Source organism: Lentzea rhizosphaerae, from assembly GCF_042649515.1.
Classification (GTDB): domain Bacteria; phylum Actinomycetota; class Actinomycetes; order Mycobacteriales; family Pseudonocardiaceae; genus Lentzea; species Lentzea aerocolonigenes.
In genome coordinates, this window is sequence record NZ_JBHRZI010000040.1 from 86,280 (window position 1) to 106,637 (window position 20,358).

A 20,358-nucleotide genomic window follows, 5' to 3' on the forward strand; every position below is an offset into this window, starting at 1 on the left:
AGCGTCCGCGTCACATCAACTTCGTAGTTCGGCCCCCGGAGGTACGGCAGTGCGCAGGTGGGAACTCGTCGCGGACAGCTCCGCGAAGTTCTGGGAGATCGGCCAGTCCGGCGCGACCGTGACCGTCCGGTTCGGACGGCTGGCGACGAACGGCCAGACCCAGACGAAGGAGCTCGCGTCCGAGGAGGCCGCCGAGCTGCACGTCGCGAAACTGGTGGCGGAGAAGGAGAAGAAGGGCTACAGACCGGTGGACACCGCTGGGCAGTCAGTGGGCTCCGCCGGGCAGTCGATCGCTGCGGACCGGGCCAGCGCCGCCAGCCCGACTCCCGGCGCCGCCAACCAGGCCGCCCTCGACCAAACTTCCGCCATCACCGACCAGCCCGCCGCCTCCAACACGACCACCGCCACACGACCCACAGACCCCACCCAGACTCCCGCCCCCATCCACCAACCATCCACCACCGACGAAGACACCTGGGTAATGCCCAAGCCGTGGCTCCAACACGCCATCCGCCAGCGCGGCTCAACCCCACCCCCGGACTTCTCCGTGGACAGCGCAAAGGCCGCCACCGCCCGCCAGCTGGCAACCGATCAGGCCGACACGATCGAACGAGCGTTGTCCACCAAGGGCTCCAAGCCCGAACTGGTCAACGCGACCCGCGAACACCTGGCCGGCCGGCCGAACCCTGTCGGCGCAGCAGCGGTCGCGGCCATCACGAACTCCGGCCTGGCTTCGATGCACGCCTGGATCGCCGACCACGGCCTGGCCTTCGCCGCCACCGCGGTCGTCGAGTACATGAGGCTGACGTTCTCCGAGCAGTGGGACGAGCGGCGCGGGAAGTTCACCGACATCCGCCTGCAGACGCGGCGGGAGAACCTGCACACCTCGGTCAACGAACCCGAAGGCCGGATGCTCACCACCCTCCGGTACGCGCTCGCGGTGGCGGACGACGCGTCGCGTGAGGCTGCCGAGGCCGCGCTGGCCGGCATGGGTACCACGCCCACGCTGAAGGAGCTGCGGTCGTACCTCGTACCCGCGCGGGCCGACTGGTTCGCCGAGGCGTGCAAGCTGCCGTACCGGCCCAACCAGTGGTGGATGTTGCCGTGCAGTGCCGGCAGCTTCGAGGACTACGAGAAGTCCAAGCACTCCCTGACCGGCGCGGCCTTCGTCCTGTACACGGCGGTCCACGTGCTGGGGCCGGCGATCGCGCCGTTGCTCGCCGAGGAGCTGGACGGCGAGTACCAGATCGCGGACAACCGCAAGCTCGTCCTCAAGGTGCTGGCGGCGTTGCCCACCGACGAGGCGTTCACGGTTCTGCTCGACCGGGTGGACGGCAAGTACGTGCGGCCCGCTCTGCTGTCCGCGATGGCGGCCTTCCCCGTGCGGGCGGCTCGGTTGCTGGCCGAGCGGGTGTCGTCCAGCGATGACGCGCGTCAGTTGCTGCAGGCGCATCTGCTGTCGAACCCCGGGCTCACCGTGCCTGACGAGGCGGCCGCTGTGCTGGCCGCGTCCGGGGTGCGGGCGCTGCCTGAGGCGAGCGCGGACCAGCTGCCGGCGGTGCTGGCCTCGCCGCCGTGGCTGCACCGCCGTCCGCCGGTGAAGCCCGTGGTGCTGGCGGATCTTCCGGTGCCCGCGGCTTCCGTGGTGTGGCGGCCGGGTGAGCGGGAGGCGTGGCTGGAGTGCGGGGGTGAGTGGTACGGCGATCACCTCGACTGGCGGAAGCTGCTCGCGGACTACCGGGCGGGCGACATCGGGTACTTCGACAGCGATCTGTTCCTCCTGGCGCCCGAGGACGAGGTGCGGTCGCTGCTCGCGGACTGGAAGCCGAACTACCACTACGGGTTCGAGGACTGGGGCAAGCGGGTCGCCGCGCGGTTCGGTCTCGACGCCGTGCCCGCTCTCCTACAGCTCGCAAGGTCCGTTCCGGGGACGGGTGGCGCTGTGCTGCTGCCTTTCGCCACCGCCGAGGTGGCCGCGCTGATGGCCGAGTGGTTCGCCCGGTCCAAGCAGGCCCGGCGGTGGGGGCTCGACTGGCTGGCCCGGCACCGCGACCTGGCCGCCGCTCTTCTCATCCCCGCGGCCGCGGGGAAGGCCGGCGCCGCGCGACGCAACGCGGAGGCGGCGCTGCGTCACCTCAACGGCATCGGGGTGGACGTCGCCGCCGTCGCCGCGTCGGGCAACGCCCAGGCCGCGATCGACGTCGTGCTGTCGGTCGACCCGGTCGACGTGCTGCCCTCGAAGCTGCCGGTGATCGGTGAGTGGGCCGACGCGCGTCTGCTGCCCCAGGTCGCGCTGCGCGACCGCAGGCACGCGTTGTCGCCGGAGGCCGCCGGTCATCTGCTGATGACGGCCGCGCTGTCGAAGCCGGGCGAGGTCTACGCCGGTCTGCCGCCGGCTCGCGAGGCGCTCGATCCGAGTTCGCTGGCCGAGTTCGCCTGGGCGGTCTTCCAGGCGTGGCAGCAGGCCGGTGCGCCGTCGAAGGAGAGCTGGGCGCTGAGCGCGCTCGGCTGGTTCGGCGACGACTCGACGGTGCGCGCGCTGTCGCCGTTGATCCGCAACTGGCCGGGTGAGAGCCAGCACGCCAAGGCGGTCGCGGGCCTCGACGTCCTCGCGGACATCGGCACGGAGGTCGCGCTGTCCCACCTGAACGGCATCGCGGAGAAGGTGAAGTTCAGGGGCCTCAAGGAACGCGCCCAGGAGAAGGTCGCCCAGATCGCCGCCGAGCTCGGCCTGTCGCGCGACCAGCTGTCCGACCGCCTGGTCCCGCGCCTGGGCCTGGACGACGCCGCGACCCTGGTGATCGACTACGGGGTCCGGCAGTTCACCGTCGGCTTCGACGAACAGCTCAAGCCCTACGTCCTCGACCCGGACGGCAAGCGCCGCAAAGATCTGCCCAAACCCGGCGCGAAGGACGACCAGGACCAGGCACCGCTGGAGCACAAGCGGTTCATGGCGTTGAAGAAGGACGTCCGCACCATCGCGTCCGACCAGATCCAGCGTCTCGAACGTGCCATGGTCGACCAGCGCACGTGGACCGCCGACGAGTTCCAGACCGTGCTCGCCTCGCACCCGCTGCTGTGGCACCTGGTCCGGCGCCTGGTCTGGATCACCGACACGGGCGTCACCTTCCGCCTGGCAGAAGACCACACCCTCGCCGACTCCGGCGACGACGAGTTCACCCTTCCCGAGACCGCCGTCGTCCGCGTGGCCCACCCGGCCGACCTCCAAGGCGTGTTGGAAACCTGGGGCGAAATCTTCGCCGACTACGAGATCCTCCAGCCGTTCCCGCAACTGAGCCGCCCGCTGCACGTGCTGGCGGCCGACGACGACCTCCTGGCCCGGATCAAGAAGTACTGCGACACCCCGTACCCGATCGGCAAGATCCTCGGCCTCACCAAGAAGGGCTGGGTGCGCGGCGAACCGCAGGACGCGGGCGTCGAGTGCTGGATCACCCGCCCGTTCCCGGACGGTGGCGCGCTCGTGCTCTCCCTCGACCCCGGCATCGCCGTCGGTGCCGTCGACGTCTTCCCCGAGGTCAGCTTCACCGGGGTGTGGTTCTCCCCCAGCGGTCGCGGAGACTGGTCCGCGCCGAAGGACGCGCCGCCCACCTTCGACGTCGACCCGATCACCATCTCCGAGCTCCTCACCGAACTGGAGTCCCTGCACTCATGACCAGCACCCAGACGATGCAGCGTCCGCCGGCCGAGGTCCGCTACGCCGACGAGCTCGCACGCCTCCGCGACGGCGACGCCGCACCCAAGCCGCCCGGCTGGGCGATGAGCCTCGACGCCGCGCGCCGGTTCGTGGTCGGCGACGAGAAGCGGGGGATCACCAAGAAGTTCGTGGGCGATCCGTCCCTTGTGGACAGAGCGTTGGTCACGCTGGCCACGAGCCGCGGCCTGATGCTCGTCGGTGAGCCGGGCACGGCCAAGTCGCTGCTGTCCGAGCTGATCGCGGCCGCGGTGTGCGGCGAGTCGACGCTGACGATCCAGGGTGGTGCGGCGACCACCGAAGATCAGATCAAGTACTCGTGGAACTACGCGCTGCTGGTGGCGGAAGGGCCGTCGCCGCGCTCGCTCGTGCCGGCGCCGATGCTGCGGGGCATGGCCGAGGGCAAGATCGTGCGGTTCGAGGAGATCACGCGGTGTCCCTTGGAGGTGCAGGACTGCATGCTGTCGTTGCTGTCCGACCGCGTGATGGCGATCGGGGAGCTCAACGGCCCGGACGGCATGGTGTTCGCGCAGGACGGGTTCAACGTGATCGCCACGGCGAACACGCGGGACCGAGGGGTCAACGAGATGAGCGCGGCGCTGAAGCGGCGGTTCAACTTCGAGACGGTGTTTCCCATCGCGGACTTCGACACCGAGCTCGCCCTGGTCGAGCAGGAGGCGGCGAAGCTGCTCGAGCGGTCCGGGGTGGAGCTCGCGCCGAAGCGGGACGTGCTGGAGGTGCTGGTGCGGACGTTCCGCGACCTGCGCGAGGGCAACGACCGGCTCACCACCGTGATGAGCACCGCCGAGGCCGTGTCGGTGGCGCACGCCGTCGGGTTGCGCGGGTGGTTCCTGCGCGGTGAGAGCGGATCGGCCGCGGACGTCGTGGAGTGCCTCGCGGGGACGGCGGCGAAGGACAACGCGGAGGACCTGGCGAGGCTGCGCCGATACCTGGAGCAGCACGCGCCTCGCCGCAAGGGCAAGCAGTGGCAGGAGCTGCACCAGGCGCGGCACCTGCTGCCCGGCTGATGGGGGCCGTGTTCGTCGGCGTCCGGCACCACAGTCCCGCCTGTGCCCGGCTGGTCGCCGCCACGATCGAGGAGCAGCAGCCCGCGTACGTGCTGATCGAAGGTCCCGCCGACTTCAACGAGCGCATCGACGAGCTGCTGCTGGGCCACGAGCTGCCGGTGGCGTTGTTCAGCTACTCCGACGAGCACGCGTCGTGGTCGCCGTTCTGCGACTACTCACCGGAGTGGGTGGCGATCACCGAGGCGCGCAGGTGCGGGGCGGAGATCAGGTTCATCGACCTGCCCGCGTGGCACGAGGCGTTCCGGAACGTCAGCAACAGGTACGCCGACGCGGAGCTGCGCTACGCCGAGGTCGTCGAGCGGCTGTGCCGGGAGTTCGCCGTCGACAACGTCGACGTGCTGTGGGACCACCTCTTCGAGTGCGAGGCCGAGCCGAAGGGGATGGACGAGTACTTCGACCTCCTGCGCGGCACTGCCACCGCGGACGACGGCGACTCTGCGCGCGAGGCGTACATGGCGCGCTGGGTGCGGGCGGCGGTGAAAGACGCGGGCGACCGGCCGGTCGTCGTGGTCACCGGCGGCTTCCACACGCCTGCCCTCAAGGCGAAGCTCGACGGTGGCCCAGAAGAAGATTTCACCGGGTGGCCCGAGGTGCCGGAACGCGACCGGGGCGCCAGTTACCTCGTGCCGTACTCGCACGCGCGGCTGGACGCGTTCACCGGGTACCAGTCGGGCATGCCGTCGCCCGGCTACTACCAGCAGGTCTGGGAGACCGGGTCGCAGCGCGCGGCGGACTGGCTGGTCGAGTCGGTCGCGACGCGGCTGCGCAGGAGGCAACAGCCGGTGTCGACGGCGGACCTCATCGCCGCGCACACCCAGGCGGGCGCGCTCGCACGGTTGCGCGGGCACGAGAACCTGGCGCGCACGGACGTGCTGGACGGGCTGACGAGCGCGTTGATCTCCGAGGACCTGACCCAGCCGCCGCCGTGGACGCGGCGCGGCACGCTGCAGCCCGGCGCGCACCCCGCGCTCGTCGAGATGATCGGGGCGTTGCGCGGCGACAGGGTCGGGCGGCTGCACCCGAGCACACCGGCGCCACCGTTGGTCAACGCCGTGCAGGAGCTGTTGCGCGCACACGGTCTCGACCAGGAGGGCAAGATTGCGCTCGACCTCACGGACGTGGAGGCGTTGGAGCGCAGCAGGATCCTGCACCGCCTGCGGGTGTTGCGGATTCCCGGTTTCGAACGCACGAGCGGGCCGTCGGAGGGCGCGCAACCGCAGCTGGACGAGCAGTGGACGCTGCGGCCGAACGACGACCGGCTGGCGGCGCTGATCGAGGCCGCCGAGAACGGTGCCACGCTGGAGGAAGCGGCCGGGGTGGCGCTCGAACGCCGATCCCGGAACGCGCCGCTGCAGCACCTCGCGGGGATCCTGTTCGACGCGGTGCTGTGCGGGATCTCGTCGGTGTCCGGCAGGGTGAAGGAATCCATCGACGAGGGCGTCCGGAAGACGGGCGACCTCGCGGCGCTGGGCCAGGTGCTGAGCGGTGTGCTCGGCCTGTGGCGGCACGACAGGGTGTTCGGCAGCAGGAAGGATCCGTTGCTGGGCGCGGTGATCGACGCGGGCACGGCCAGGGTGCTGTGGCTGATCGAAGGCCTGCACGGCGGTCCGGCGCCGGCTGATCCGCACCGGCTCAAGGCGATGGCGGCGACCAGGGACGCCGTGGTGCACGCGAAGTCCGCGCTGTCGCTGGACGTCGTGGACGTCACGGGTGTGGCCACGCGCGTGAGCGACGACGCGCAGGCTCCACCGGACCTGCGGGGTGCGGCGCTCGGACTCGCCTGGTCGCTCGGCGCCAAGCCGGACGTGCGGAAGGTGCGCGGCATCGAGGCGCTCGGCGACTGGCTCGCCGGACTGTTCGCGGTGGCACGGGAGGAGGTGCTCGCGAGCCCTGATCTCGTCGGGGTGCTGGACGAGCTGGTCAGCGCGATGACCGAGGACGAGTTCCTGGTGGCGCTGCCCGCGTTGCGGCTCGCGTTCAGCTACTTCCCGCCGAGGGAACGGGAGACCATCGCGGCCACCGTCCTGAGCCACCGCGGCGTCGAGGGCAGCGCGCGAGGTGTCACCCGGCTGAACGCCGATCCGATGGTCGTGGCGGAGGCGATGGCGGTGGAGCAGCGCGTCGAGAAGCTGCTGGTGAAGGGTGGGCTGGCATGACGGACCTGGAACGCTGGCGGCTCATCCTCGGTGAACCGGCCTCGCGGTGCACCGGCGGTCTGCAGGGCGAGGCGGCGCGCAGGGACGCCGCGCTGGAGTGGCTCTACGGGCGCGATCCCGAGCTGGCCGAACGCGGTGTGCGCAAGGGCGGCAACGAGGACTCGGTGCTGCAGACCGTCGACTGGCTGGACGAGGTCCACCACCTCTTCCCGCGCGAGACGATCGAACGCCTGGAGCGCGACGCGGTCGAGCGGTACGAGATCACCGACGTCGTGACGGATCCCGAGGTGCTGCAACGGATCGAGCCGAACCCCGCACTGCTGCGCGCGGTGCTGCGGACCAAGCACCTGATGAACCCGGCCGTGCTCGCGATGGCGCGCAAGATCGTCGAAGCGGTCGTGAAGCAGCTGATGGAGAAGCTCAAGACCGAGGTGCGCACGGCGTTCAGCGGCACGCGGTCGCGCAGGCCGAGCATCCACAAGAACTCGCGCAACTTCGACTTCCGCTCGACGATCAGGGCGAACCTCCAGCGCTACCAGCCGGAGGAGCGCAAGCTCGCGATCGAACACCCGAAGTTCGTCTCCCGCACCAGGCGGCACGTCGAGCAGTGGCAGGTGGTCCTGCTCGTGGACCAGTCGGGGTCGATGACCAGCTCGGTGATCCACTCGGCGGTCACCGCGGCCTGCCTGTGGGGACTGCCGGGACTTCGCACGCACCTGATCGCCTTCGACACCAACGTGGTCGACCTGACCTCCGACGTGACCGACCCGGTCGAGCTGCTGATGAAGGTGCAGCTGGGCGGTGGCACGGACATCGCCAAGGCCACGGCCTACGGGGCAGGGCTCGTCGACAGCCCGCGCCGCGCGATCGTGGCGATCATCAGCGACTTCTACGAGGGCGGCAACGAGACGCAGCTCGTGCGCACGGTGAAAGGCCTGTGCGAGCAGGGCACTCACGTGCTGTGCCTGGCGGCGCTGGACGAGGAGGCGAACCCGGACTACGACCGCGCGCTGGGCCAGCGCCTCGCGGGCGCCGGTGCCCACGTCGGCGCGATGACCCCCGGCCAGCTCGCGGAATTCGTTGCGGAGAAGCTCAGGTGACCAGACCCGACCTGCTAGCCCTCACCCCCGACGCGCTCGCGGCGCTCGCCAACCGCGGTCTGGTGAAGCGCGCCGCGAAGGAGCTCGACGCGGGTGTGGTGCCCGCGCTCGACACCGATCCCGCCGGTGCCGTCCAGGGCAAGTTCCCCGACGGCACCACGACCACGTTGCCGCCGGGCACCACGCTCGACGCGGCGCAGTGCAGCTGCGGCGCGGCGGGCGTGTGCCGGCACCGCATCGCTGTGGTGCTCGCCTACCAACGCACTCAGGAGGCCACAGCCCCGGCCGAGCTGTGGTCGCCGAGCGCGGTCACGGACGCCGACCTGGCGGCGTTGATGGGCGAACGAACGCTGCGCCGCGCGCGCCGGGCGTTCCAGGCCGGCTACCGCGCCAAGCTCCGCCACCCGACCGCGGAGGACCAGACCGCGCAGGCCGAGCTCCCCACGTGCACGGTGACGTTCCTCGTGCCCGGTGACCTGTCGTACGTCCACACGGACGCCGTCAACCGCGACGAGGCGACGGCGTTGGCGGTGTGGGCGTTCCGGGAGGCGGAGGACGCACAGGACACGGTCGACGTCGGCGGATCTCCCACCACCGCGACGGATCTGACGGCGGTCACCGATCTGCTCGACCAGCTGCTGCTCGACGGCGCCACCAACGCGAGCGAGGTGCTGGACGTCGCGTGGCAACGCCTGCACCGCGACCTGAGCGTCCAGCGGCTGCACTGGCCGGCGGCCGTGATCACCGATCTGCTGGCCCAGCTCGCCGCGTATCGCCGCAGAAGCGCGGACTACGAGGCGGAACGGTTCGCCGCGCTGCTGACGGAGCTGCACGCGAGGACCACCGCGACCGGGCCGCGCGCCGAGGTGCTGGGTCCGGACGAGCCCGCGGAGACACCGCTCAAGCGAGTCCGGCTGACCGCACTGGGCGCACGTCTGCGCACAGAGTCCACGGCGGACGTCTACTTCGCCTCAGGCGACGTGGTGCTGGTGCAGCGCGACACTCCCCTGCGCACCGGCCGGCAGCTGGCGGCGTCGAACGTCGTGTCCGAGTCGGCGACCCGCAGTGCGAGCCGCGCGGTGACGTTGAAGACCAGCCGGGTCGCGAAGACCTCGCTGACGCCGGTGGGGACGTCGTGGGCCGACCTGCCGCAGGCGTTGGTGATCGACGACTACGACGCGGCCGCCGCCCACCTCGCCGAGCTGCCGCCGCGTCAGGTCCGCGCGCGGGTCGAGGCGGAGCTGGTCCGGGCGGTCCGGGTCGCCGAGGTGTCCGGCCTGGCCTACGACCCCGCCGCGCAACGTCTCACCGCCACGCTGCACAGCGCCGCCGGGACCACGTGCGTCCTGGAGGCGAACCACCGCGCCGTCGCGCCGAACTCCCTCGACGCGCTGGCTCAGGCGTTGCGCGCCAACCCGACGACGGTCACCGGTGCCGTCCGCCGCCACCGCGGCACGCTGGTCGTCGACCCGCTGGCCGTCCACACCGAGACCGGAGTGGTGGTCCTGGACCTGGCGGCGGACACGGCACCGCAACCGCTTCCGCCCGGCGTCACGGCCACCGATCCGCTGAGCGCGGCGGTCGACAGCGCCCTGACGGTGTTAGCCGAGGCCGCGCACCGCGGCCTGGACCACCTGACGGACAGCCTGCTCGCCCGCGTGCGCGAGGTCGGCACGCACCTGCACCGCACGGGCCTGCGCACGGCGGCGGCCCGCGTCACCGCGTTCGCCGACGCCCCGGCCGCGAGCACCTGGCTCGGCGCGCACCTGCGGTTGCTGGTCACCGCCGATGCTCGCTGACACGACCGAGGAGGTCGGATCGATGCGTTGGGACAGCACGTAGTCCTCAGCGGCCTCGGCCACCCGGCCGAGCCGTTCCAGCACGAAACCACGGAGGTACGCGGCACGAGCAGCACCCCAGCCCCCGAGCGTGATCCCGCGGCCGTAGGCGTCCAGCGCGCCGTCGAGCAGACCGCACGCGGCCAAGGCGTCGCCCTTCAACGCCCACGTCCTGTCGTCGCCCGGACTGAGCTCGACCAGTTCGTCGGCGCAGGCCACCGCGCGCTGCCCGAGACCGACGGCGAGGTGGGTCCGCACGAGGAGGCAGTGCAGGGCGTAGGCCTCGTCCGCCCACGCCAGCCGGTCCATCTCGGCGTCACCCGGCGTGGCCGAGGCCAGACTTTCCAGCGCCCGGCCGAGCAATCGGTGCGTCTCCGGGATGTCGCGCCGCACGAACGGAACCGCGGCGATCGCACGGTGCAGGCGTGCTCGGCTCAGCGCGCCGGTGAACCCGTTCTGGGGCTGTTCCGAGGCCGCCTTCACCGCGAGCGCCGCACCGGCCTGCAGGGAGGTGGAGTCGGCGCCGCGGGCGGCGTTGCGGAACACCACGAACAGCGCGAGGTCCCGCCGGGTCTCGGGAGGAAGCGACGATCTGGCGCCGTGCAACGCCATCGCTTCCACCGCGGAGGCCGGGAGGTGGCAGCGCAGCACGGCGAGCTGCTCCACGGCGAGCTCGGGAGCGAACACGTGCTTGCGGGCGTCGATCACGGACAGCCCGATCACCGAGGCGGCGCGCTGCGGATATCCCAGGCGCAGCAGCAGATCGCAGGCCACGCGGCGTTCGACCGCGCTCAACGAGCCGGCGGTGTGCTCGTGCACCCGCCACCACAGTCCGGAGGCGAGGTCGGTGGGGAACGTCGTCATGTCCGCGCCGACGCCGTCGAGCCTTCCCCAGCTCGCCGCCGTGAGCAGCCGCAGGTGGGCGGAGGGTGGTGGTTCGAAACGCGGAACTCCCGCTGACGCACCGGCGACGAACGCCGTCGCCATCGAGTGGGTGATCCGCGCGTGCAGTGGGGAGGCAGGACCGGGAGCGGACAGGCCGGCGTAGACACCACAGGCGACGGGAACGTTGGCCGTGCGCAGGGCACGCAGCCGGGCGGCCAGCGCGCGGGGACTCGGGTCGGTGCGGTACCGCGGCATCGCGGTCATGCGTGCCTCCCAGGTTCAGTTCAGCAGTTCCCAGCCACGTCTGGTCAGGCGGTGGCGGACCGACCGGCCGTTGCGGTGGGTGGAGACGAAACCCGCGGTGCGCAGTGCGGTCGCGTGCTGCGATGCCGTCGGCAGGCTGACGCCCACGTGCTTGGCGAGTTCGGTGGTGGTGCGCTCGGACGTCAACGCCCGCAGCACGAGAGTGCGGGTGCGCCCGAGAGCGAGCTCGAGGCTCGCCCCGCCCGGCTGGGGTGACGCGACGGGGTAGAAGAGCAGCGGCTGCGGTTCGGCGAACATCGACACCGCTGGCCGGGTCAGCCCGTTCAGCACCGGCACGATGAGCAGTCCGGTGCCGCGCAGCGAGATCTCGGCGTCCCAGCCCAGCTCGACGTGCAACGCCGGTGAGGTCCACGAGATCGACGGGTGCAGGTTGCACAGCACGTCGCCCAGCCCGCGCGCCACCACCTGCGACGACCGCAGGCGCACCTCGGCCTCGAACGCCTGCCGCGTGTCCGGCCAGTTCGCGCACAGCAGATCGCGGAAACCCGAGTGCAGCGCCGACCGCAGGTCCTGGCGCGAGGTCGGCGTGCCGGCCGCGAACGACCGCAACCACGGCGACGTCGTGCCCAGCATGCTCGCGATCTGGTCGCGCACCCGCGTGGCGGGCACGTCGAGCACCTGGCGCACGGCCTCGTCGAAGTCGGGGCGCGCCGAGTTGAAGAAGTCCGGGATGAACCGTCCCGGCCGGACCAGCTCGGCGAGCGGGCGGATCTGCGGCAGCAGCATGCGGTCCCACTCACCGCTGTGCACCGTGAACACCAGCTCGTACATCGGCAGCGGCGCCGACGCGAACCGGGTGCGCGCGAGATCTTCCAACTCGAAGAGAATGGTCAATCCGCGGCCCTTGGGCGCGGATTCGGACATCACCATCGGCATTTGCTTCCCCCCGGAGTGCAACCTCTTCCGAAGGTACGCAGATGTCGTTGTCCAGTGTCAGTGCTGTTCCACTGGACAACGTACGCCGGACAACTTTCAGACGAGCGGTCCCGACTGTTCGGTGAGCTTCAGCAGCAGGTCACGGGTCTGCAGGCGCTCCTCTTCCGGCTCCTGACCACGCCACAGCAGATCCGCCAGCGTCACTCCGTCGAGTGCACGGGAAATGAGATCGGCACGCTGCGGGTGCAACCCGTCGGAATCGGTTTGCTGCCGCCAGCGGGCCGCCGCCACGTCCAGGCACTGCTGGAGTTCGGGAACGCCGATCAAGGCCGTTACGACAGACGGGTGAGACCACAGGCCGGCGGGTTCGAAGGTCGCCCGGATGTGCGCGCGGGTCCAGCGCCCCGGCGTGTCCTCGGGTTCGAGGAGGCTCTCGACCGTCGCGTCGTAGTGGTCGAACCACGCGTCGATGAGGCCGACGATCAACGCCTGCTTCGTGCGGAAGTGGTGCAGCAGCCCGCCCTTGGAGACACCGGCCTCCTTGGCCACCGCGTCGAGGCTGACACCAGGGCCGTGTGCGATCAACGCACGCGCCGCCGCCTCGATCACTTCACGGCGCGTACGGGGCGCATTGCGCAGTTCTCCGGGCACGTGATCAACCTATCGTTTGCCGAGCCGACCGTCCAGACGGTACGTTAGTTTGCAGACCAGATGGTCGGCAGAGGGGGAAGTCATGCGGAAGTGGGCGGCGCTGGGCGTGCTGGCGCTCGCGTTGTTGTTGATCGCGGTCGACGGCACGGTGCTGGCTCTCGCCCTGCCCGCGCTCCAGCGCGACCTGGCGCCGTCCGCGACCCAGGTGCTGTGGATCGGCGACATCTACTCGTTCGTGCTCGGCGGCCTGCTCGTCACGATGGGCACGCTCGGCGACCGGATCGGCCGCAAGAAACTGCTGCTCACCGGCGCGTTCGGCTTCGGAGCCGCGTCACTGCTGGCAGCCTTCGCGCCGTCGCCGGAGTGGCTGATCGCGGCTCGCGCACTGCTCGGCGTGGCGGGCGCGACGATCATGCCGTCGACGCTGTCGATCATCCGGAACCTGTTCACCGACCCCGTGGAACGCACGCGGGCGGTCGCCGTGTGGGCGGCCGCGGCGACGGCGGGCGCCGCACTGGGCCCGTTGATCGGCGGCGCCCTGCTGGAGCACTTCTGGTGGGGCTCGGTGTTCGTCATCAACCTGCCGGTGATGGCACTGCTGCTGGTGTTCGGCGCGTGGTGGCTGCCGGAGTCGCGCGACCCGGAACCCGGCCCGTTCGACCTCGTGTCGGCCGCACTGTCGGCGGTGGGCGTGGTCCCACTGGTGTACGCGATCAAGGAGGTCGCCCTGGCGGGCCTGACCTGGACGGCACTGGCGGCCGGACTCGTCGGCGTGGCAGGCCTGTGGCTGTTCGTGCGACGCCAGCGGTCCGCCCGGCACCCGATGATCGACGTGGCGCTGTTCCGCACCCCGGCGTTCAGCGGTGCCGTGGGCGCCAACATGATCGCGATCTTCGCGCTGACCGGCCTGGTGTTCTTCCTGTCGCAGTACTTCCAGAACGTGCTGGGCTACTCCCCGCTGGAGGCCGGCCTGCGCGAACTCCCCCTCGGCATCGCCGGGATGCTCGTGGTCGCCGTGATCGGCCCGGTCGTGCACGCGTTGGGCGCGGGCCGCGCGATCGCCGCGGGGCTCCTGGTCAGCGCGGGCGGCCTGACGATCGTCGGCTTCTCCTCGGGTTACGGCGCGATCGCCGTGGCCCTGGTCGTGCTCGGCGCCGGCGTCGGGCTCGCGCTGACCCTCACGACGGACGCGGTGGTGTCCGCCGTGCCCGCGGACAAGGCGGGTGCGGCGTCGGCGGTGTCGGAGACGGCCTACGAACTCGGCGCGGCGCTGGGCATCGCCGTGCTCGGGACCGTGCTGTCGGCGTGGGCCCGCTCGGGCACGTTCACGGAGGCGATGCAGGGCACGGCGCTGGTGGCGGCCGTCCTGCTCGTCGTGGCGTCCTTCGTGGCCTACCGGCTCATTCCGAGCGCGAGGCCTCGGCCAGCCGTTGGTGCAGACGCTCCCTGACCTGGTCCGGCGTGTACGCGGCACGGCGGCGCTGGTTGCGGGCCATGACCACGCCGCTCGCCGCGACACCCGCGAACGCGGCGATGCCCAGCAGCTTCCAGAGCTTCATGTGCCTAGGCTATCGGGCTATGCCGACAACCCTGGACCAAGCCGTCGAGATGACCCGCACCGGTGACGTGTGGGTGTTCCGCGGGCGCAGCGCCGCGGACCGGGCGATCCAGGCCATGACGAACAGCCCGGTCAACCACGTGGGCATGGCCATCGTGCTGGACGACCTGCCGCCGTTGATGTGGCACGCCGAGCTCGGCAAGTCCCTCAAGGACATGTGGAGCGGCACGCACCAGCGCGGGGCGCAGCTGCACGACCTGCGCGACGCGGTGGTGACGTGGCACGACAAGTACGGGCAGCGGGCGTGGCTGCGGCAGCTCGACCACGCCGTCAGCCGCGAGATGGAGGACGCCGCGCTCAGGACGGTGGCCCGGCTGGACGGCACGCCGTTCCCGTCGACCGCGAAGCTCGCCTCGCGCTGGGTGCGCGGGCGGGTTCCGTTGCGCCCCAAGGCCGACGCCTCGCTGGAGAGCGCGTTCTGCGCGGAGATCGTGGCCGTCACGTACGAGGAGATGGGGCTGCTGCCCAAGCGCCGTCCGAACTGGTACGACCCCGGGCGGTTCTGGAGCGGTGACGACCTGGAGCTGCTCGGCGGCGCCAAGCTCGGCAGGGAGATCGAGATCGTCGTCCTGTGACACGAACGGACTGACAACCGTCAGCCCCTTGACCCGGCACGTGTGATCCCAACACGATGGGAGCGATCTCACACCGGGAGCTGACAACGATGTCACGACTGCTCGCGATCGTGCTCGCCCTGCTGTTGCCCGCCGCGCCTGCTGTGGCCGCACCCGACGCCTGGACCGTCTCAGGTCAAGGCCAGGTCACCGCACACATCGCCCTCACCAGCGGAAATCTGACCCTTGCCGTGCGCAGGCAAGGCAGAACCGTGCTCCAGCCGGCCTCCGTCGGCATCACCACCACGACGTCAGACCTCACCGAAGACCTGACCTTCACGGGCCGCTCTGACCGCGTTGTCATCGAGCGCTACGACATGTCCGCCGGCAAACGGCTCCACCGCGCCACCCGGATGACCGAGACCAGGCTCGGCTTCCGCAACGCCACCGGCACCTTCACCCTCCTCGTCCGCGCCGCACCGGACGGCGTCGCCTACCGCTACGTGCTGCCCGGCCCCGCCACCGTCACAGCGGAGACGTCGAGCTTCGCCGTCCCCGCCGACGCGAAGGCGTGGCTGCTCCCCTACAACGCCTGGTACGAGGCCAATCGCGTGCGGACGACGGCCGGTGAGGCGACCGGCGACTTCGGCTACCCGTCACTCTTCAGCACCGGCACCGACTTCGCGCTGCTCACGGAGTCCGATGTGGACGGCCGGTACGCGGGAAGCAGGCTGCGCAGGAGCGGCAACGGCTTCCAGGTCGTGCTGGCCGACGCGCAGGTCGAGTCGACCGGAACCACGCCGTGGCGCACCGCGATCGTCGGCGACCTCGCCGCCGTGAGCACCTCCACGCTCGTCGACGACCTGGCCACCCCGGCGACGTTCACCGACCGGAGCTGGATCAAGCCCGGCAAGGTCGCGTGGTCGTGGCTCAGCGAGCACTCCAGCCCGGGCGACTTCGCGCGGCAGAAGCAGTACGTCGACTTCGCCGCCCGCAACGGGTGGGAGTACGCGCTCGTCGACGAGGGCTGGAACGCGGCGTGGGTGCCCGAGCTGATCCGGCACGCCCGCGCGCAGGGCGTGGAGATCCTGCTGTGGCTGCGGTGGAGCGACCTCGACACGCCGCAGGAACGCGACACCGTGCTGCCCAGGATCAAGCAGTGGGGCGCGAAGGGCGTGAAGCTCGACTTCATGGAGTCCGATTCACAAGCCCGTTACCGCTGGTACGACGAGGTTCTGAAGAAGACGGCCGAGCTGAAGCTGATGGTCAACTTCCACGGCTCCACCATCCCGCACGGCCTTGCCCGCACCTGGCCGCACGTGCTGACCATGGAAGCCGTGCGCGGCGCGGAGAACTTTCCGCCCGCCGCCAACAACCCCGTGCAGTTCTTCACGCGCAACGTCGCGGGCTCGATGGACTACACGCCGGTGTCGCTGGAGGTCGGCACGAAGGAGGCGTCGATCGCGCACGAGACCGCGCTGCCGGTCGTCTACGAGTCGGGCTGGACGCACTTCGCGGACAAACCCGAGGCCTACGAAAGGCATCCGCAGGCGTTGCGGTACCTCAACCAGCTCCCCACGGTCTGGGACGAGACCAGGCTCCTCGACGGTGATCCCGACACCCACGCCGTCGTCGCCCGCCGCAACGGCGACAGGTGGTTCGTCGGCGGCATCACCACCGAGGAGCGCACCCTCAAGGCACCACTGGGTTTCCTCGGCTCCGGCCAGTGGCTGGTCGAGACCGTGCGCGACCCCGCGACGCGTTCCGACGTCGTCCGCGACCGGCAGGTCCTGCGCGCCACCGACACCCTGCAGGTCCCCGCCAGGCGCAACGGCGGCTTCGCGGCGGTCATCTGCCGCCACCGTCCGGGCCTGCAGACCTGCGACCAGCCGATCCGCCAGGTCCCGCGGACGACACTGGCCGTGACCCCCACCGGAACCGTCGACGTCACGCCGGGCTCGTCCGTCGAGGTGGCGGGCACGTTCACCAACGGCGACAAGGAGATCCGCGACGTCGCGCTGACGGCCACCGCACCGCAGGGCTGGACGGTGACCGGACCGGTCGTGCGACGCACGAAACTCGCGCCGGGCGAGTCGATCAGCGGCAGCTGGCGGCTCACAGCCGGTGGTCTGGTCGGGCCGGTGGACGTGCCGGTCGTCGCGACCTTCGGCGACGGCGTGCACATCGAGCAGGCGGTCAAGGCGTTCGTGCCACCACCGGTCCCCGCGAACGGAGCGCAGGTCAGCGATCTGCCGTTCATGAGCGAGACCAACGGCTGGGGGCCGGTCGAACGGGACACCTCCAACGGCGAGAACAACGGCGCCGACGGCAAAGCAATGTCTGTCGGCGGTGTCACCTACACCAAAGGGCTCGGTGTGCACGCGCCGTCCGACGTGGGCATCTACCTCGGACGCGGCTGCACCCGGTTCACCGCGAAGATCGGCCTCGACGACGAGACCTCGGAACCGGGCTCGGTGGCGTTCCAGGTCGTCGGCGACGACGAACCGTTGTACGACAGCGGAATCCTCAGGGGCAAAGGCCCGGCCATCCCGATCGACGTCGACATCACCGGAGTCCGGATGCTCAGCCTGCGCGTCACCGACGCCGGTGACGGCCGCAACTTCGACCACGCCGACTGGGCGGAGGCCGTGCTGACGTGCTGATCAACCGCAGACAGTTCCTGTACGCCACAGGATTGCTGACGCTCGCACCCAGCATCTCCCTCGCACAGATCAAGGACACCTACTACGAGGTGCTGCTCAGGCACACGAGATGGGCGGAGACGCAGTACGACACCACGGCCGGACGGTACCGGCGGACGGACTTCGGGTTCGCGGTCGTGCTCGGCAACGCCGTCCTGCTCACCAGGGGCACCTACGACGCAACTCTCGCGGGCATCGAGAAGGACGTGCTGCGCGAACACACGCTCGCCACCATCCGGCACTTCGCCGCGAGCAACGTCCTCGCGGGCGGCACCGAGTGGGGCAAGACCCTGTTCTGGGACACCACGTTCCAGTCGTACTTCGTGCTGGCAGCCAGGTTGCTCTGGCAGGACCTCGACGGCACCACTCGCGCTCACGTCGAAGCCATCGCCCGTGGCCAGGCCGACTACACGACCTCGCTCGGCACCGGCAACGACCCGCGGTCGGGCAGCTGGACGCCGAACGGGCTCACGGGCGGGTACCGCGGCGACACGAAGCTGGAGGAGATGGGCGTCTACGCCCAAGCTCTCGCACCGGGACTGGCCTGGCACGGCGACGGACCCGGCTGGCGGGAGGCGTTCGGCCGGTGGAGCCGCAACGAGGCAGGCCTGCCCGCCGCCGACCTCGCCAATCCCTCCACAGTGGACGGCCTGCCGATCTCCGCCAACACCGCGACGAACCTCCACGGCACCTTCATCGTCGAGAACCACGGCTCGTTCGGCCCGCACTACCAGGAGGAGCTGTGGCGCACCTCGGGCCGCAACGCCGTGCACTTCCTGCTCGCGGGCCTGCCGCTGCCCGAGGTGCTGACCAAGCAGCCCAACGGCGAACTGTTGTGGCGCACCATTCTCGCCACGATGAGCGACGCGGGCGAGCCGCTGATGCCGATGGTCGACGACCGGGAACACCTGTACGGCCGCGACGTCATCCCGCTCGCGTTCCGCTCCACCGTGCTGAACGACCCGATGGCCGCCCGCGCGGAGGCCGCACTCGCGTCCAGGCTGCTCGCCTACCAGGCGCATCCGCCGGTCCACAGGCTCGCGAAGTTCTCCGGTGAGGCCAAGTACGAGCCGGAGGCACGCGCGGAGCTCGCGATCAGTTACCTGCTGCACGAGCTGCGTCCGCCCGCGTCACCCGTGTCCGAACAGGAGTTCTTCACCCGCGCGGCGATCACGATCGACCACGGCGCCGAACCTGGCCTGCTCACCCACCAGTCCCCCGCCGCCTGGGCGGGCACGGTGACCAAACCGGGGTTCACCAAGTTCGCCTGGCAGCCCGCGCACGACGACTGGCTGTTCAAGATCAGCGGCATCACCCCGATGCTGCTGCCACCCGCGGCCGTGGTCGAGCGCAACACCGTTACCCACCAGAAGGTTCGCGACGGCTTCGACGCCACCGCGAGCCTGCTGCGGTTCGCCGACGGGTTCGCCGGCACCGCGACACTGCCCACCGGCACGATCGTCTGCGCGCTCCCCCGGCCCGGACGCGTGGACGTGCACAACCTCGCCATGGCCGGGATGCCAGGACTCACCGGTTCGCGCACGTACACAGGCGCGGCTGGCCGCGTCACGGTCCAGGCACGCCAAGGGTTCCGCGTGGACGAGCTGACGTTCCCCGCGGTGCTGGCGCGCCACGTCCGCATGATCGGTGTCCAGCCACATCCCACCTACGGCTACTCGTTGTTCGACTTCGACCTCGGGCGCGGCAAGCCGACCACGGCGTCATCGTTCGACCCCGGTTACGAACCCACCAAGGCGACGGACGGCGACCCGGCCACGCGCTGGGCGGTGGCCCGCGCGGAACGCGGCCGCGCCGACAGCTGGATCGCCGTCGACCTCGGCACCACCACGACCGTGCAGCGCGTGCGTCTGAGCTGGGAGACGGCGGCGGCGGTCGCCTACCGGATCGAGACGTCGGCGGACGGCGCCGTGTGGACGACGGTCGCCGAGTACCCGCGGCCTGACCTCAGCACGCCGGGCTGGCTCGACGTGGACGGACGAGCCGGGTTCGTCGCGCAGTCGGGGGAACAGATCACGGTTCAGGGCGACACGATCACTCTCCCCGCTGGGATCGTGGAGGGCTACGTGCGCACAGATCTGCCCTCCGTCGCCGCGCAGCCGCCACCGCAATGCCCACCCGGAGTGCGAGCCAGCACCGCCGACGGGTTCCTCACGCTCTTCAACGTCTCGAACGCCGACGTCACCGGCACCGTCCGCCTGCGCGGCACCCGGCTCTACTGCGGCACGCAGGTCACCACGGCCACAGGCACGGACTACGCGCTCGACCTGCCCGCCGCCACCGCACGGGTCGAAGCGCCGTGGTTCACCGCCCGCGGCATCCCGCCCGGCATCACGGCCGTCGTCCACGACGGGCAGCGCGTCACGTTCCGCGGCGGCCCCTCCCGGTTCACGCTGACCCACCGGGACGGCTTCACGCTGCCGGTCGTGCTCGGACACGCAGACCGCACGGTGACCATCCCCCAGGCGAAGGCGTTCCCGTTCGACGACCTCGCACTCGGCCGCGTCACGTTCCCGAACTCCGTCCTGCCGCCGGGCACGAGCGATCCGGCCGCGGCCGTCGACGGCGAACGGCACACCGCGTGGACACCGGGCCGCGACGGCCGCATGGTCGTCGACCTCGGGTCACCACGGGCGATCGGCGAAGTCAGTCTGAAGTGGACGGACGGACCGGTTCCACCGCACACGGTGGAGTTCAGCCAGGACGGGAGAACCTACGGATCGGCGACCGTCGCGCGCTACGTGGCCGTCGCAACCGGCTGGCGACCAGGACATGCGTCACTCAGGAGCCTCTCGGTGAACGAAGAGCCCGGTTTAGGTCCTAAATAGTCGGCAAT

Annotated in this window: 12 protein-coding genes; 9 read left to right on the top strand and 3 right to left on the bottom strand. The window is 70.8% G+C overall.

Translation table 11 applies throughout. The annotated features are described in order from the left end of the window. The first annotated feature begins 49 nt into the window (after positions 1-49). The 5 genes from ACFOWZ_RS40310 to ACFOWZ_RS40330 are packed head-to-tail and all read left to right on the top strand — an operon-like array spanning position 50 to position 9,855. On the top strand, positions 50-3,673 hold the full coding sequence (locus ACFOWZ_RS40310; RefSeq protein WP_382379234.1) for a DUF4132 domain-containing protein: 3,624 nt from the start codon (positions 50-52) through the stop codon (positions 3,671-3,673). Further along, positions 3,670-4,740, top strand: coding sequence for an ATP-binding protein (locus ACFOWZ_RS40315; RefSeq protein ID WP_382379236.1), 1,071 nt, complete (start codon positions 3,670-3,672; stop codon positions 4,738-4,740). Before ACFOWZ_RS40310 ends, ACFOWZ_RS40315 begins: the two co-directional genes overlap by 4 nt. After that, on the top strand, positions 4,698-6,956 hold the full coding sequence (locus ACFOWZ_RS40320; protein ID WP_382379237.1) for a DUF5682 family protein: 2,259 nt from the start codon (positions 4,698-4,700) through the stop codon (positions 6,954-6,956). Before ACFOWZ_RS40315 ends, ACFOWZ_RS40320 begins: the two co-directional genes overlap by 43 nt. After that, positions 6,953-8,056 (top strand): VWA domain-containing protein, encoded by a 1,104-nt coding sequence (locus ACFOWZ_RS40325; RefSeq protein WP_382379238.1) that lies wholly within the window; start codon positions 6,953-6,955, stop codon positions 8,054-8,056. The genes ACFOWZ_RS40320 and ACFOWZ_RS40325 overlap by 4 nt, the downstream gene beginning before the upstream one ends. Further along, entirely contained in the window at positions 8,053-9,855 is a 1,803-nt protein-coding gene (locus tag ACFOWZ_RS40330; RefSeq protein ID WP_382379240.1) for a hypothetical protein, read from the top strand. The genes ACFOWZ_RS40325 and ACFOWZ_RS40330 overlap by 4 nt, the downstream gene beginning before the upstream one ends. 1,203 nt (positions 9,856-11,058) lie before the next feature. Here ACFOWZ_RS40330 and ACFOWZ_RS40335 read toward each other — a convergent pair. Next, positions 11,059-11,973 carry an ArsR/SmtB family transcription factor gene (locus ACFOWZ_RS40335; protein WP_382379241.1) on the bottom strand — a complete coding sequence of 305 codons (915 nt, stop codon included), beginning with the start codon at positions 11,971-11,973 and terminating at the stop codon, positions 11,059-11,061. Between the two features lie 102 nt (positions 11,974-12,075). Beyond that, the gene (locus tag ACFOWZ_RS40340) at positions 12,076-12,630 is read right to left on the bottom strand and encodes a TetR/AcrR family transcriptional regulator (protein WP_382379242.1); all 555 of its coding nucleotides are present in this window, start codon (positions 12,628-12,630) and stop codon (positions 12,076-12,078) included. Between the two features lie 82 nt (positions 12,631-12,712). On the opposite strand from ACFOWZ_RS40340, the gene ACFOWZ_RS40345 reads away from it, so the two are divergent. Then, entirely contained in the window at positions 12,713-14,080 is a 1,368-nt protein-coding gene (locus ACFOWZ_RS40345) for an MFS transporter (protein WP_382379244.1), read from the top strand. Here the strand turns inward: ACFOWZ_RS40345 and ACFOWZ_RS40350 are convergent. Then, on the bottom strand, positions 14,031-14,189 hold the full coding sequence (locus ACFOWZ_RS40350) for a hypothetical protein (protein WP_382379245.1): 159 nt from the start codon (positions 14,187-14,189) through the stop codon (positions 14,031-14,033). The two genes, ACFOWZ_RS40345 and ACFOWZ_RS40350, sit on opposite strands and share 50 nt — an antisense overlap. Positions 14,190-14,208: 19 nt before the next feature. Here ACFOWZ_RS40350 and ACFOWZ_RS40355 point away from each other — a divergent pair, with 19 nt between their 5' ends. From ACFOWZ_RS40355 to ACFOWZ_RS40365, 3 genes are all read left to right on the top strand, one after another. Further along, the gene (locus ACFOWZ_RS40355; RefSeq protein ID WP_382379246.1) at positions 14,209-14,823 is read left to right on the top strand and encodes a hypothetical protein; all 615 of its coding nucleotides are present in this window, start codon (positions 14,209-14,211) and stop codon (positions 14,821-14,823) included. Positions 14,824-14,912: 89 nt separating this feature from the next. Further along, complete coding sequence (locus ACFOWZ_RS40360; protein ID WP_382379247.1) at positions 14,913-17,465, top strand: glycoside hydrolase family 97 catalytic domain-containing protein; 2,553 nt, start codon at positions 14,913-14,915, stop codon at positions 17,463-17,465. Further along, the gene (locus ACFOWZ_RS40365) at positions 17,459-20,350 is read left to right on the top strand and encodes a discoidin domain-containing protein (protein ID WP_382379248.1); all 2,892 of its coding nucleotides are present in this window, start codon (positions 17,459-17,461) and stop codon (positions 20,348-20,350) included. The genes ACFOWZ_RS40360 and ACFOWZ_RS40365 overlap by 7 nt, the downstream gene beginning before the upstream one ends. The last annotated feature ends 8 nt before the right edge of the window (positions 20,351-20,358 follow it).